The 14530-nt window shown below is 73.7% G+C and carries 12 protein-coding genes; 8 read left to right on the top strand and 4 right to left on the bottom strand.

Annotated elements, in window-relative coordinates:
- Positions 1-53: 53 nt before the first annotated feature.
- On the bottom strand, positions 54-1187 hold the full coding sequence (locus NBM05_RS14450) for an LLM class flavin-dependent oxidoreductase (RefSeq protein WP_254168898.1): 1134 nt from the start codon (positions 1185-1187) through the stop codon (positions 54-56).
- Between the two features lie 284 nt (positions 1188-1471).
- Here NBM05_RS14450 and NBM05_RS14445 point away from each other — a divergent pair, with 284 nt between their 5' ends.
- Genes NBM05_RS14445 through NBM05_RS14430 form a run of 3 tightly spaced genes read left to right on the top strand, consistent with a single transcriptional unit; the run spans position 1472 to position 5341 of the window.
- Positions 1472-2536: an ABC transporter substrate-binding protein gene (locus NBM05_RS14445; protein WP_254168896.1), complete on the top strand. Its 1065-nt coding sequence runs from the start codon at positions 1472-1474 to the stop codon at positions 2534-2536.
- On the top strand, positions 2533-4395 hold the full coding sequence (locus NBM05_RS15940) for an ATP-binding cassette domain-containing protein (protein WP_373689344.1): 1863 nt from the start codon (positions 2533-2535) through the stop codon (positions 4393-4395). The genes NBM05_RS14445 and NBM05_RS15940 overlap by 4 nt, the downstream gene beginning before the upstream one ends.
- 10 nt (positions 4396-4405) lie before the next feature.
- Entirely contained in the window at positions 4406-5341 is a 936-nt protein-coding gene (locus NBM05_RS14430; RefSeq protein ID WP_254168894.1) for a TauD/TfdA dioxygenase family protein, read from the top strand.
- A gap of 136 nt (positions 5342-5477) precedes the next feature.
- On the opposite strand, the gene NBM05_RS14425 is transcribed toward NBM05_RS14430, so the two are convergent.
- On the bottom strand, positions 5478-6485 hold the full coding sequence (locus NBM05_RS14425) for an NADP-dependent oxidoreductase (RefSeq protein ID WP_254168892.1): 1008 nt from the start codon (positions 6483-6485) through the stop codon (positions 5478-5480).
- A gap of 193 nt (positions 6486-6678) precedes the next feature.
- Here NBM05_RS14425 and NBM05_RS14420 point away from each other — a divergent pair, with 193 nt between their 5' ends.
- Together NBM05_RS14420 and NBM05_RS14415 are read left to right on the top strand one after the other, a co-directional pair.
- A complete protein-coding gene (locus tag NBM05_RS14420) occupies positions 6679-7101 on the top strand; it encodes an organic hydroperoxide resistance protein (protein WP_254168890.1) in 423 nt (140 codons plus the stop codon).
- Between the two features lie 233 nt (positions 7102-7334).
- Positions 7335-8585, top strand: coding sequence for an MFS transporter (locus tag NBM05_RS14415; RefSeq protein WP_254168888.1), 1251 nt, complete (start codon positions 7335-7337; stop codon positions 8583-8585).
- A 155-nt stretch (positions 8586-8740) separates the two neighbouring features.
- On the opposite strand, the gene NBM05_RS14410 is transcribed toward NBM05_RS14415, so the two are convergent.
- On the bottom strand, positions 8741-9163 hold the full coding sequence (locus NBM05_RS14410; RefSeq protein WP_254168886.1) for a hypothetical protein: 423 nt from the start codon (positions 9161-9163) through the stop codon (positions 8741-8743).
- A 168-nt stretch (positions 9164-9331) separates the two neighbouring features.
- On the opposite strand from NBM05_RS14410, the gene NBM05_RS14405 reads away from it, so the two are divergent.
- Positions 9332-10042 carry a FadR/GntR family transcriptional regulator gene (locus NBM05_RS14405; protein WP_254168884.1) on the top strand — a complete coding sequence of 237 codons (711 nt, stop codon included), beginning with the start codon at positions 9332-9334 and terminating at the stop codon, positions 10040-10042.
- 10 nt (positions 10043-10052) lie between these two features.
- Here the strand turns inward: NBM05_RS14405 and NBM05_RS14400 are convergent, their stop codons facing one another.
- Positions 10053-11513: an aspartate ammonia-lyase gene (locus NBM05_RS14400; RefSeq protein WP_254168882.1), complete on the bottom strand. Its 1461-nt coding sequence runs from the start codon at positions 11511-11513 to the stop codon at positions 10053-10055.
- 247 nt (positions 11514-11760) lie between these two features.
- On the opposite strand from NBM05_RS14400, the gene NBM05_RS14395 reads away from it, so the two are divergent.
- Positions 11761-13503 (top strand): amino acid permease, encoded by a 1743-nt coding sequence (locus NBM05_RS14395; protein ID WP_254168880.1) that lies wholly within the window; start codon positions 11761-11763, stop codon positions 13501-13503.
- A gap of 4 nt (positions 13504-13507) precedes the next feature.
- Positions 13508-14530: WcbI family polysaccharide biosynthesis putative acetyltransferase (locus tag NBM05_RS14390; protein ID WP_254168878.1), on the top strand; the 1023-nt coding region annotated here is incomplete at its 3' end.

Raw genomic sequence — 14530 nt, 5'->3', positions numbered from 1 at the left:
CCCCCCCCCCCCCCCCCCCGCGGCCGCCGCGATGCCCGGACCCGCGCCCCCGCTCAGCGCCCCGCGGTGACCAGCGCGTCCTCGGGGCGCCCGCCCAGCAGACCCCGGCGCCGCAGGATCGGGCGCACGCCCTCCCCGAACCAGTAGGCCTCCTCGAGGCACGGGTACCCGGAGAGCACGAACTCCTCGAAACCGGCCTCCGCGTACTCGCCGATCAGGTCCGCGACCTCCTCGTGCGAGCCCACCAGGGCGGTCCCGGCCCCGCCCCGCAGCAGGCCCACCCCGGCCCACAGGCCCGGGTGGATCTCCAGGTCCGCGGTGCTGCCGCCGTGCAGGTCCAGCATCCGGCGCTGGCCGGTCGACTCCGACGCCGCGAAGGCCCGCTGCTGCTGCTCGATCAGCTCCCGCGGCACGTCCCGCAGCAGCCGCTCCGCGACGGCCCACGCCTCGGCCGAGGTGTCCCGGGAGATCGTGTGCAGCCGGATGCCGAAGCGGGGCCGGCGCCCCTGGGCCGCCGCGAGGCCGCGGACCCACTCGATTTTCTCCCGCGCCTGGGCCGGGGGCTCTCCCCAGGTGAGGTACACGTCCGCGTGCCGGGCCGCGACGTCGCCCGCGGGCGCGGAGGAGCCGCCGAAGTAGATCTCCGGGCGGGGGTCCGGGACCGCCGAGAGGCGCGCGCCCTCGACCCGCAGGTGCCGGCCGTCGTAGTCGAACGGCTCGCCGCCGTCCCACAGCCGGGTCAGGATGTCCAGGAACTCCCCGGTGCGCTCGTAGCGGCCCGTCTTGTCCAGGAAGTCGCCGAAGGCCCGCTGCTCCGCGGGCTCGCCGCCGGTCACGATGTTCAGCGCCAGCCGCCCGCCGGTCACGTTCTGGAACGTCTCGGCCATCTGCGCGCCCAACGTGGGCGTGAGCGAGCCGGGCCTGAACGCGACCAGGAACTTCAGCCGCTCGGTATGCTGCGCGAGCGCCGCCGTGGTCAGCCACGAGTCCTGGCACCACAGGCCCGTGGGCGTCAGCGCCGACTCGAAGCCGTTGTACTCCGCGGCCTGGGCCACCTGCGTGAGGTAGGCCAGCTCCGGCGGGCGCCCGGCGGCGGTGTAGCCGACGTCGGCCCCGTGCCCGCCCGAGACGATCCCGCGGGAGTCCCCGCCGGTCGGCAGGAACCAGTGGAATCGCAGTCCGCTCATGGGGTTCTCCTGACGTGATGCGTGCGCTGTGACTCCCCAACGTAGGCCCTTCCGCGCCGGGATCACACCGTCGCGTCACACTGATTCACCTATTGCGTCTCGTGACGCGTTGCGCCGTGCGACGCCCCGTGACCGGACCGTTGACCGGGGTTCCCGGGCGGTCCTAGCGTCATGCCCCATGAACCCTCAGAACATGTGCTGTCGCCCCGCCCTCGACCGCCGCGCCCCGCGGCGTCGGCACCGGACCGTCCCTCCCCCAGCGACCCCCAGAAGGGCGACGCACCATGCACACCCACCCACGTAGACCCCTCTCCCCGCCGGCCGGCGTCCCCCGCCGGCAGGCCCTGCTCGGGCTCGGCTCGCTCGCCGCGCTCGGGCTCGCCGGCCCGCTCGCCGGCTGCGGCCGCACCCAGGACGACGCCGGCGGCAGCGCCGTCGTGCGCTACCAGGGCTGGCCCCAGACCGTCCTGTTCGCCGAGCTCGCGCGGGACCTCGGCCACCTCCCCACGGTCGAGCTGGAGTACATCGGCAACACCACCAGCGGGCCGCAGGACATCCAGACCGTCGCGACCGGCGACGCCGAGATCGGCCACGCGTTCTCCGGCGCGGTCATCAAGCTCGTCGAGGCCGGCGTCGACATCCGCGGCGTGGCCAACTACTACGGCTCCGACGAGCGGTCCTTCCTCGGGGTCTTCGTCGGCCGCGAGAGCGACGTCCTCGAGCCCCGGGACCTGATCGGCCGGACCGTCGGCATGAACGCCCTCGGGGCCCACGCCGAGGCCTTCGTCCACCAGTTCCTCGCGGCCAGCGGGCTGAGCGCGGAGGAGATCGCGGAGATCACGCTGGTGCCCATCCCGCCCAGCGACCTCGAGATCTCGATCGTCCGCGGGCACCTGGACGCCGGGGTCATCGACGGGATCGCCCAGGACCTCGCCGTCGAGCACGGCACGCTGCGGCGGCTGGGGCGCGACGTCGACCTCTTCGGCAGCTTCCCCGCCGGCCAGATGGTCATGCGGGGCAGCTGGATCGACGCCCACCCCGAGACCGCCGCGGAGCTCGCCACCGGTGTGGACCGCGCGATCCGCTGGGCCACCGAGCGGCCGCGCGAGGAGGTGGTGGAGCGCTTCACGCGGATCGTCTCCGAGCGCGGCCGCGGCGAGGACCCCTCCCCCCTGAAGTACTGGAAGTCCACCGGGCTGACCCGGGGCGGTCTCATGGAGCCGCAGGATTTCACCCGCTGGTCGGACTGGCTGCGGGACAGCCGCATCGTCGACGACGCGCCGGATCCCGGCCGCTACTACACCAACTCGCTCATCCGTAGCGCCGCGACCACGGAGGTCCCCGCATGAACGCGCCCGTCAAGATCCGCGTCGAGGGGGTCGGCAAGGCGTTCGACGTCGCCGGACCCTCCCGTTCCGAGCCCGGGCGGGTGGTCGCCGTCGAGGACGTCGACCTCGAGGTCCGCCGCGGCGAGTTCCTCACCATGGTCGGGCCCTCGGGCTCCGGCAAGACCACCATCCTGGACCTGCTCGCCGGGCTCACGACGCCGTCCGCGGGCCGCATCCTGGTCGACGGCCGGCCGGTGACCGGGCCCGGGCGGGACCGCGGCGTCGTGTTCCAGCAGTACGCCCTCCTGCCGTGGAAGACCACGCTCGAGAACATCGTCTTCGCGCTGAGGGCGGCGGACCGCGGGCTGAGCCGCGCCGAGCGGCAGCGGCGGGCCCGGGAGTGCCTGGAGCTGGTGGGGCTGGGCGAGCACGCCGACCGGTACCCGCACCAGCTCTCGGGCGGGATGAGGCAGCGCGTGGCGATCGCCCGCTCGCTGTCCTACGAGCCCGAGATCCTGCTGATGGACGAGCCCTTCGGCGCCCTCGACGCCCAGACCCGGGAGCTGCTCCAGACCGAGCTGCTGCGGCTGTGGGAGAGCACCGGGACCACCGTCGTGTTCATCACCCACTCCGTCGAGGAGGCCGTGTACCTCGGGCAGCGCGTCGTCGTGCTGAGCGCGCGGCCGGGGCGGGTGCGGACGATCGTCGAGGTCGAGCGGCCGCGGCGGGACGGCGGGACCGACCCCCGCTCGACGCCGGAGTTCGTCGCCTCCCGGCACCGCGTGTGGGAGCTCCTGCACGGCCGGGAGCCGGCCGACGACGACGCCGTCCCCGCCGCGGCGCCGGCGCCTCCGGGTGCGGCCCACCTGGAAGCGACCCACTCGGAGGCGGCCCACCCGGGCGCGCACACCCGGACGCGGCCCGCCCCGGTGCACCCCACTCGGGCGCAGCCCACCCGGACGCGGCCCCATCCCACGACGAGGAGACCAGCTCATGAGCACCACCGCCGCCCCGGCCCTCGCGCCGGAGACCGCACCGCCGTCCCCGCCCACGCGACGCCGACGCCGCCCGGCCGGCGCCCGCTGCTGCCCCGCCGCTCACCGCGGGCGAGGATCGGGCCGCCGCGCTGGCGGGCCTGGCTGCGCGGCGCCTACGCCGTCGCCGCCTTCCTGCTGATCTGGGAGTTCGGCCCCCTGCTGGGCTCGCCGTCCTTCCAGGTCTTCCTGCCGCGGTTCCACGTGGTGGCCGGCGCGTGGTGGGAGCTGCTCGTCACCGGCCAGCTGTGGGAGCACTTCTCCGCGAGCTTCGCCCGCTCCGTCGTCGGCTTCGGCCTCGCCACGGCCGCCGGGATCGCGCTGGGCCTGGTCATCGGCTGGTACCGCGCGGTCCACGAGGCGCTGAACCCGCTGCTGGAGATGTTCCGGAACACCGCGGCGCTCGCGCTGCTGCCGGTCTTCGTGCTGCTGCTCGGGATCGGGGAGGTCTCCAAGGTCGGCATCGTCGTCTACGCGGCGTTCTTCCCGGTCCTGCTCAACACGGCCGCGGGCGTCAAGACCGTGGACCCGCTGCTGATCCGGGCCGGGCTGACGCTCGGGCTAAGCCGGCCGCAGCTGTTCGCCCGGATCGTGCTGCCGGCCTCGGTTCCCACGATCTTCACGGGCATCCGCATCGCCGGGTCCGCCGCGATCCTCGTCCTGGTGGCGGCCGAGATGGTCGGCGCCAAGTCCGGCCTCGGCTTCCTCATCACCTCCAGCCAGAACAGCTTCCTCATCCCCCAGATGTACGCCGGCGTGCTGACGATCTCCCTGCTCGGGCTCATCGTCAACTCCGGCCTCGTCGCCCTCGAACGCCGGTTCTCCCGGTGGAACACGACCCTCTAAGGAGCACCCCATGACCATCGACTCCGGCACCACCGCCCCGGCCGGGCTCGCCGTCCGCCGGCTCGGTCAGCACATCGGCGCCGAGGTCCGCGGGCTGGACCTCTCCGGCCCGCTCGATCCGGCGACCGTGGCCCGCGTCCGCGAGCTGCTGCACGAGCACAAGGCGCTGGTGTTCAAGGACGCCGGCGTGACCACCGACGAGGAGCAGGCCCGCTTCGCCGCGCACTTCGGCCCGCTCACCGCGGCCCACCCGACCGTGCGCTTCACCGGGCAGAGCTCCCTGAACGTGCTGCCGGTGGACAGCGAGTCCTCGGTCGCCAACAAATGGCACACGGACGTCACCTTCGTCCTCAACCCGCCGCAGCTCTCGACGCTGCGCGCCGTGGTCCTGCCCGACTACGGCGGGGAGACCCTGATCGCCAACGCGGCCGCGGCCTACGCGGGGCTGCCGGAGGAGCTGCGGCGCTTCGCGGACACGCTCTGGGCCGTGCACAGCAACGACTCCGACTACGTCCGCCCGGACCGGGTGACCTCCGACGCCGAGCGCAGCTACCAGGAGCAGTTCGTCTCCTCGGCCTTCCGGACGGCGCACCCGGTGGTGAGGGTGCACCCGCTGAGCGGTGAGCGCGGGCTGTTCATCGGCGCCTTCGCCCAGCGGCTGCGGATCCTCGGGGTCACCGCGGAGGAGTCGCTGGACATCCTGCGGATCCTCCAGCGGCACGTGACCCGGCCGGAGCACGTCGTGCGCGTCGCATGGGAGCCGGGGCAGCTGGTGCTCTTCGACAACCGGATCACCCAGCACTACGCGATCGACAACTACGACCGCAGCCCGCGCAAGCTGAACCGGATCACGGTGGCCGGGGACGTCCCCGCGGCCGTGGACGGGCGGCGCAGCTACGCGCTGGAGGGGGATGCCTCGGACTACTCGCCCGTCGTGGAGGTCTGAGGCGCTCCGGTTCCGGCCGGTCCCCTCGGCGGGGCCGGCTGGGCCGCTGAGCGGGGCCGGCCAGGCCGCTGGCGGGGCCGGGGGCGGTGTCGTCGGACGACGCCACCGCCCCCCCCGGCCCCGCCGTCCGGGCGGGTCAGACCCGGACGACCATCTTCCCCTGGTTGGCCCCGCGCATCATGGAGACGAACGCCTCCGGGGCGTTCTCGATCCCCTCGACCACCGTCTCGTCGTAGGCGATCCTCCCCTCGGAGAACCACTCGAGCATCCGCCGGTTGAACTCCTCCGCGTGCTGCAGGTAGTCGCCCACGGTGAAGCCCTGGAGCCGCAGCGAGTTCTTGATGAGCTGGGCCAGGTTGTCCGGGCCCGGCGTCGCCTCGGTCGCGTTGTACTGGCTGATGGCCCCGCAGACCGCCACGCGCCCGTTGCGGTTGAGCACGTCCAGGGCGGCCTCGAGGTGGTCCCCGCCGACGTTGTCGAAGTAGACGTCGACGCCGTCCTCCCCCGCCATCTCGGGCAGCTGCTCCCGGATGGGGGCGTCCTTGTAGTTCACCGCGGCGTCGTACCCGTACTTGCCCGTGAGCAGCTCGACCTTCTCCCCGCTGCCGGCCGAGCCGAGGACCCGGCCGGCCCCCAGCAACCGCGCGATCTGGCCGACGGCGGTGCCCACCGCCCCCGCGGCCCCGGAGACGAACACGGTGTCCCCCTCCCTCAGCCCGGCGGCCTGGGTCAGCCCCGTGTAGGCGGTCAGCCCGGGCATCCCCAGGATGCCGAGGTACAGGGAGAGCGGGGCGCCCTCGGGCTCGCGGACCGCGCGGAACTGCTCGGCCGGCCCCTGGGCGAGGTCGCGCCAGCCCAGCTGGTGCAGCACCGGCGTCCCGACCGGCAGGTCCTCCGACGAGGACTCGACGACCCGGCCGACCGCGCCGCCCGTCATCGTCTCCCCGACCGCGAACGGCTCGACGTAGCTCTCCGCGTCGGTCATCCGGCCGCGCATGTAGGGGTCCACCGAGACCGCCTCGTTGCGCACGCGCACCTCGCCCTCGGCGAGGTCGGGCAGCTCGACGCGGACGGTCGAGAAGTTCTCGTCGGCTGGCCACCCCTCGGGGCGGGAGGCGAGCTGGATCTGGGTGCTGACGGCCATGGGGACCTGCCCTTCCCCCGGGCACCGCCCGGGCGCTTGGATCTGCTTCTCCCGCCATTCAAGGCCCGGGGCCGGGGCGGGGCAACCGGCTCACGCCGCTGGCTGAATCCCTGGCCCGGCGGGGCTCGCCTTCCTACGGTGAGGAGTGGAACGCCCCGTCGCAGGGGCACCGACGATCCTCAAGGAGACGATCATGGAACCGAAGTACACCACCGAGGCCCTGTCCACCGGCGACGCCCGCAACGGCCACGTCGAGGTCAAGGACAGCAACCTGGCCTTCGAGATGGCCGCGCCGAAGGAGATGGGCGGCTCCGGCGAGGGGAGCAACCCCGAGCAGCTCTTCGCCGCCGGCTACGCCGCATGCTTCCACCAGGCCCTGAAGGCCGTCTCCCGCAAGGTCAAGGCCGACGCCGCGGACTCGGCCGTGGGCGCGCGGGTCTCCATCGGCGACAACGGCGAGGGCGGCATGCAGCTGGGCGTGGTCCTCGAGGTCGTGCTGCCCAACGTGGACCGCGAGCAGGCCCAGGAGCTGGCCGAGCAGGCGCACCAGATGTGCCCCTACTCCAACGCCACCCGCGGCAACATCGAGGTGCAGGTGACGGTCGCGGAGGACTGATCCTCCGCCGCCGCGCCTCGTGAGCGCCCGGCCTGCCATTCGGCGGGCCGGGCGCTCCCGCGTCCGGTTCCGGGATCCGGGATCCGGGGTGATCCCGCTCCTAGCCGCCGCGCCGTCGTCGTGGCATAATTCAAAGGTCCATTTTTCACGTGTATCTACCTGGCCTCGCGTCCGACGAGGCGCGGTCAAGGCGGCACGGTCCACCGGTCCCCCGCCTTCTCGAGGAGCTGCACATGAGCCAGACTGCGCACGACGTCGCCCACCCCGCCCCGCCCGCCGAGCCGGGCCACGAGACGGTCGTCTCGGCCGTCGGCGCGACCTACTTCCCCGTCGCTCTGATCGCCCGCCTGCCCTACGCGATGATGGTGATCGGCGTGCTGACGCTGGTCGTCTCGGCGCGCGGCTCGCTCACCCTGGGCGGGGCCACCTCGGCCATGGTCGGCCTGGGCACGGCCCTCTCGGGACCCGTGATCGGCTCCGCGGCCGACCGCTTCGGCCAGCGCCTGGTCCTGATCCTCGCCGCGGCCCTGAGCATCGCGAGCCTGCTGACGCTGGCCGCCGTCGTCCACGCGGACACCCCTGCGGCCGCCGTCCTGGTCTCCGCCCTGCTCATCGGGGCCACGACGCCGCAGATCCCCCCGATGTCCCGCAGCCGCCTGGTCGGCGTCATCCGCGGCCGGCTCCGGCCCGAGCGGCGCCACCGCGCCCTGAACGGGACCATGGCCTACGAGTCCGCGGCCGACGAGATCACCTTCGTCTTCGGCCCCATGATCGTGGGCGTGCTGGCCACCCTGCTGAGCCCGACGGCGCCCATCCTGGCCGGCGTCGTGCTCTCGGCCGTGTTCATCGTGGCCTTCGCGCTGCACCCCAGCGTCCACGCGACCCGGCACGCGGCCGGCGCGGACGGGCCCCGGGCCTCCTTCGGCTCGCTGCTGACCCCGCGGCTGCTCGTGGTGCTCGCGGGCGTGCTGGGGATCGGCGTGCTGTTCGGCTCCACGCTGACCACGCTGACCTCGCTCATGGAGGACGCCGGGCACGGCGAGCGCGCCGGGCTGGTCTACGGCGCCATGGGCGTGGGTTCGGCGGCGTTCGCGCTTGCCGCCGCCTGGTTCTCGACGTCGTTCACCCTGCGCGCGCGGTGGCTGACGTTCTCGGCGCTGATCGTGGTGGGCGCCGTCGGGCTCTGCGTGGCGCCCTCGATCCCGGTGGTGCTGGCCTGCCTGCTGATCATCGGGATCGGCGTGGGGCCGACGCTGGTGACCGAGTACAGCCTCGTGTCCCAGCGAAGCCCCGCCAGCCGCTCGGCCACGGCGATGTCGCTGGCCAGCACGTCGATCGTGATCGGGCAGTCGGCGGCCTCGGCCGTCACCGGCTACCTCGCGGACGCCTTCGGCACGCAGGGTGCGGCCCTGGTGCCGGTGGGCGCGGCCGTGGTGGTCTTCGCCGCGGCGCTGGCCAACCTGCGGTTCGGCCGGGAGGGCTAGCGAGCCCGCGGTCGGCGGGGACGCGCCGCGGGCGGGTCCGGCCGAGGGGAACCCGCCGGGGCGGACGCGCCCCCGGGCCCTGCCGCACGAGCCGGACGCGCCGCGGGGCCGGCCCGATGCTCCGGACCGGCCCCGCGGCGTCGTGCCGGACGGGCCTACTTGCCCTTCTTGCCGCCCTTGCGCTGCAGCAGCAGGGCCGCGGCGATCGCCGCGAGCCACACGTTGTGCGAGACCGGGGTCCCCGCCTGGCTCGGCGAGACGCCGTTGTCCTGGGTGAACTCCTCGGTCTTGAAGTACATGGTCAGCATGCCGGCCGAGAAGGCGCCGAGCGCGAGGCCCGCGAGGCGGGTCGGGACGAACGGGGCCAGCAGGGCCGCGCCGACCGCGACCTCGGAGCCGGCCAGGGCCTTGCCGAAGGTCGCGGCGTCGAGGCCCTCCAGGGCCGGGAAGCCCTTGGCGGCCATGGACTGCAGGTAGCCCGCGGTCTGCTCGTCGAGGGAGAGCTTCTCCACGCCGGCGTTGAGGATGTAGGCGCCGGGGATGCCGCGCAGGAGGGTGTTGGAGAGGGAGAAGGCCACGAGGGGTCCTTTCGGGACGGGGATGTTTGCCATCTGGCTCAACCCACCGGGGAGGCGTCGTATTCCTCGCCCCCTCCGCCCCGGGCCGCCCCGAGGGGCCGCGGCGGACCGGGGTAGAGTTGACTGACCCCCCCAGACGCCGCGAGGCAGGACCGCGAGGAGACGACGATGTCCAGCTGGCTGGAACGAGCCGCCATCCCCGAGGGCAGCAGTGCCTCCACGGGGATCTTCGAGGCCCTCCGCTCCGCCATCGAGTCGGGCGAGCTGGAGCCCGGGACCCGCATCCCCTCGGAGACCGCCCTGGCCGCCCACTTCGGGGTCAGCAGGCCCATGGTGCGCGAGGCGCTCAAGTCCGCCCAGGCCCTCGGGCTCACCCGCACCCGCCTGGGCAGCGGGACGTACGTCGCCTCGGCCGAGGCGCACCCGGAGGTCTCCTACGGCAAGTACTCCGCGCGCGACCTCCTCGAGGCGCGCCCGGCGATCGAGATCCCCGCGGCCGGCTGGGCGGCCCGGCGCCGCACCGAGGATCAGCTCGCCGGGCTCCGGGACCTGCTGGAGGCCATGGACGCCACCGAGGACCCGGAGCGCTGGGTCGAGCTGGACTCGCGGTTCCACACCGCGATCGCCGAGGCCAGCGGCAACCACCTGTTCGCCGGCGTGATCGCCGACGCCCGCGAGGCGCTGGCCCGGCAGTCGACGCTGGTCAACCTCCTGGCCCACCGGCGGGGCGCCTCCGGCTGGGAGCACCGGTCGATCTTCGAGGCGATCGCCACCGGCTCGGCGGAGTCGGCCGAGGCGGCGATGCGCTTCCACCTCGCGGAGGTCAAGCGGGTCATGACCCCGATCATCGACGCCGAGGCCCCGCGCGGCGAGGACTGAGCGCGGCGCCCTACCCGCCGGCCGCGCCCCGGGTCTCCGGGTCGCCCTCGGCCGCTGAGTTCCCGCCGATGTTCGCCAGCCGCTCGGGACTCAGCGCGGCCACGAGCTGGTCCTCGGTGAGGTACCCGCGCGCCAGGGCGACGTCGAGCACCGAGGCCCCGGTGGCCAGCGCCTCCTGCGCGACCTCGGTGGCCGCGTAGTACCCGATGAGCGGGTTCAGCGCCGTCGAGAGCCCGATGGAGCGCTCGACGACGCCGCGCAGCCGCTCCTCGTGCGCCTCGATCCCGTCCACGCAGCGATCCGCGAGCACCCGGCAGGCCCGCTCGAGGTATTCAACGCTCTGCGAGAGCGAGCGCAGGATGACCGGCTCGAAGGCGTTGAGCTGCAGCTGCCCCGCCTCGGCGGCCATGGTGATGGTGACGTCGTTACCCACCACGACGTAGGCGACCTGGCTGACCACCTCGGGGATCACCGGGTTGACCTTCCCGGGCATGATCGAGGACCCGGCCTGCACGGCCGGCAGCGTGATCTCGCCCAGCCCCGCGCGCGGCCCGGAGGAGAGCAGCCGCAGGTCGTTGCAGCTCTTGGACAGCTTCACGGCAACCCGCTTGAGCACCCCGGACAGGTGGACGAAGGCTCCCGGGTCCTGGGTGGCCTCCACCAGGTCCGACGCCGTCCGGAACGGCCGCCCGGTCAGCTCGCGCAGGTGCCGGGCCGCGGCCTCGGCGTACCCGCGCGGAACGTTGAGCCCGGTGCCGATCGCGGTGGCGCCCAGGTTGATCTCGTGCAGCAGCTCGGCCGATTCGAGCAGCCGCTGCCGGTCCTCGCCGAGCATCACGGCGAAGGTCCGGAACTCCTGGCCCAGCGTCATCGGGACGGCGTCCTGCAGCTGCGTCCGGCCGATCTTCAGGACGTCGCGGAACTGGTCCGCCTTGGCCGCGAAGGCGCGCTCGAGGTGGGCCATGGCCGCCTCGAGCCCGTCGATGGCCTCGACCGTGGCCACGTTGACCGCGGTGGGGTACGCGTCGTTGGTGGACTGGCTGAGGTTGACGTGGTCGTTGGGGTGCAGCCGGGCGTAGTCGCCGCGGCGGGCGCCGAGGATCTCCAGGGCGCGGTTGGCGATGACCTCGTTGGCGTTCATGTTGGTGGAGGTGCCGGCGCCGCCCTGGACGACGTCGACCACGAACTGCTCGTGCAGCGCACCCTCCCTGATCTCGCGGCAGGCCTGGCCGATGGCACTGGCACGCTCCTCGTCCAGCAGGCCCAGCTCGTGGTTGGCGCGCGCCGCGGCCTCCTTGACGAAGGCGAGGCCGCGGATCAGGTGGGGGCGGGAGCCGATCGGGGTCCCGGTGATGGGGAAGTTCTCCACGGCCCGGGCGGTGTGCACGCCCCAGTAGGCCTCGGCGGGGATCTCCTTCGATCCGAGCAGGTCCTTCTCCATGCGGGTGGTCTCGGTGAGAGTCTGTGACATGGGGTACATCATGCCCCGTTCGAGCGAATCTGTCTAACAGGTTTGGTTCAAGTGGCGCGCTCGACCCGGTTGACACCGCATTTGACGCATGCCACAGTATGACCTGTCTTACAGACCACCGCCCGGTTCGACGTCGTGCGCCCCGGACTTCCCGTCCGCGGATCCGCGCCCGACGCCGGCGCCCCGGCCCCTCCGGCCGGCCCGTGCGCGTGGTGTGCCCATCACCGAGACAGGAAGGGCCTTCTCCGTGTCGCAGCCCGAGTACTCCACGCCCCTGCCCACCGGCACCATCACCGCCGAGGAGCAGGGGTACCGCAAGGCGCTCAAGCCGCGCCAGATCCAGATGATCGCGATCGGCGGCGCCATCGGCACCGGTCTGTTCATGGGCGCCGGCGGGCGCATGGCCGAGGCCGGGCCGGCCCTGGTCGTGGTCTACGCGATCTGCGGCTTCTTCGCCTTCCTCATCCTGCGCGCGCTCGGCGAGCTCGTGATGCACCGCCCCTCCTCCGGGTCCTTCGTCTCCTACGCCCGCGAGTTCTACGGCGAGAAGATGGCCTTCGCGGCCGGCTGGATGTACTGGATCAACTGGGCGATGACCTCGATCGCGGACGTGACCGCCGCGGCCCTGTACATGAAGTTCTTCCAGCGCTACGTGCCGTGGCTGCAGGGGATCGACCAGTGGGTCTTCGCCTTGGCCGCCCTGGTCCTGGTGCTGTCGATGAACCTGCTGTCGGTCAAGGTGTTCGGCGAGCTGGAGTTCTGGTTCGCGTTCATCAAGGTCGCCGCGCTCGTGGTCTTCCTGATCGTCGGCGTGTACTTCGTGCTCTTCGGGACCCCCGTCGAGGGGCACGCGACCGGGTTCAGCCTGATCTCCGACAACGGCGGCTTCTTCCCCCAGGGCGTGCTGCCGGCGTTCATCATCATCCAGGGCGTGGTCTTCGCCTACGCCTCGATCGAGCTGGTGGGGACCACGGCCGGCGAGACCGCCGACCCGCAGCGCGTGATCCCGCGGGCCATCCGGACCGTGATCCTGCGGATCGTGGTGTTCTACATCGGCTCGGTCCTGCTCCTGGCCCTCCTGCTGCCCTACACCTCGTACCGGGCCGGGGAGAGCCCCTTCGTGACCTTCTTCGGCTCGATCGGGATCCAGGGGGCCGACGTCGTCATGAACCTGGTGGTCCTGACCGCGGCGCTGTCCTCCCTCAACGCGGGCCTGTACTCCACGGGACGCATCCTCCGCTCGATGGCGGTGGCCGGCTCGGCGCCGCGCTTCGCCGCGCGCATCAACCGCAACGGCGTGCCCTACGGCGGGGTCGCCCGCCCCCCCCCCGGGCCCCCCCCCCGGGGGGGGCCGCGCGCGGCCGGGGCGAGGGGGGGGGCGCGGCCGCGGGGGGGGGTGGCCCCGCGCCTCCCGGCCCCAGCGGCGGCGGATCTCCTCGGCGGCCGTGGGCGTGAGCGTGATCAGGGCGGAGGCCGCCGGGATCACGACGTCGAGCATCCGCTCGTGCTCCGCCTGGTCGGCCAGCTGCGGGTTCTGCAGGTCGTGGGCGGTGTAGACGAGAGGCACGCCCGAGGAGGCCAGCTCCTCGACGACCCGGCGGAGGTGCTCGACGTCGTAGGACTCGGCCCCGAAGTGCAGGTGGAGGAGGTCGATCTCCCCGGCGTGGCGGCGGATCCACTCGGGGGTCAGCGCGATCGGCGGCCACCACCGATGGGCAGGGGCCCCCGGGTGGCGCGGGTCGGGCAGGAGGTCGGCGCGCGCCGGGTCGATCACGGCGGCGACGTACGGGTGGCCGGCGGGCACCGAGGCCACGCGGAGCGGCCGCGAGGGGGCCGAGGGCGCGGTCACGGGCGCGGGGCCTGGGGGCGAAGAGCAGTCATGCCCCCAATCTACCCGTGCCGAGCTCCCCGCCCCGGGCGGCGCACCTCGGGCCGGGCGGCGCGGTTCGCGGGCCTGGCCGCGGAGCCCGGTCGCCAGGGGCTACGCTGAGACCATGACAGAGCACAGGGACGCGGCGACGTCGGCGCCCTCCACGCCCGCGACGGAACCGTCCGGGCCCGCCGTGGATCCGTCCGCGCCCGCGGTGGGGCAGGCCCCGCTCGACGACGCACGGGCGCGCCACTACGGGGCGTTCTACGGCCTCGAGGACGCGCCCGAGGGGGCCGGCCTGGTCCTCGGCAATTGCCAGGCGGAGTCCGTGCGGATCATGCTCGACGCCCCGGACGCCCCCACCGTCCGGGTCCCCCCGGTCCACGAGATGACCGCCGAGGAGATGCCGCTGCTGCGCCGGCTGCTGCGGCGCGCCGACTTCGTGGTCACCCAGCCCATCCGCCGCGACTACCGGGACCTCCCGCTGGGCACCGAGCAGACGCGCGAGGCCGTGCGCCCCGGGTGCCCGGTGGTGACCGTCCCGGCCGTCAGGTTCGCGGGGCTGCACCCGTTCCAGCTGGTCCTGCGCCACCCCTCGGGGGGCTACGCGCCGCCGCTGGTGGACTACCACGACGTGCGGACGCTCGCGGCCGCGGCGGGCATCGCGGTGCGCGAGACCCTGGACGAGGACGCTCTTCGCGAGACGGTCCGCGAGTCCCTGGCCGAGCTGCGCCTGCGCGAACGGCGCTCGGGCGCCGTCGCGGTCTCCGACGTCTTCGACCACCCCGGCTTCTCGCACATGCGCACCGTCAACCACCCCGGCAATCCGGTCTGGACCGCGCTGGCCGAGCGGGTCCTGGCGGCCCTGGGGCTGGACCGCGCGCCCACGGACCCGGGACGCCCCCTCCTGGCCGGGATCGAGGCGCCGCGCGAGGAGTGGGTCGCGCGCTTCTGGGGGCTCGACGCCGAGCCCACCGAGGACTGGACGGTCGCCGGCGCGCGGGTCCCGGCCGCCGAGGTCGCCTTCGCGGTGGTCTCCGGGTTCTCCTGGTTCATCGGGGCGATCCTGTCCGCCGTGATCTACCTGGCGATCGCCGACCGCTCCCGCGAGTTCCGCGCCGTGGACGGCGAGTCCATTGCCGTCGTC

The organism is Rothia santali, from assembly GCF_024199905.1.
Lineage (GTDB): Bacteria > Actinomycetota > Actinomycetes > Actinomycetales > Micrococcaceae > Rothia > Rothia santali.
The sequence above is the reverse complement of the archived record's forward strand: the minus strand, read 5'-3'. Positions and strand labels throughout refer to the sequence as shown.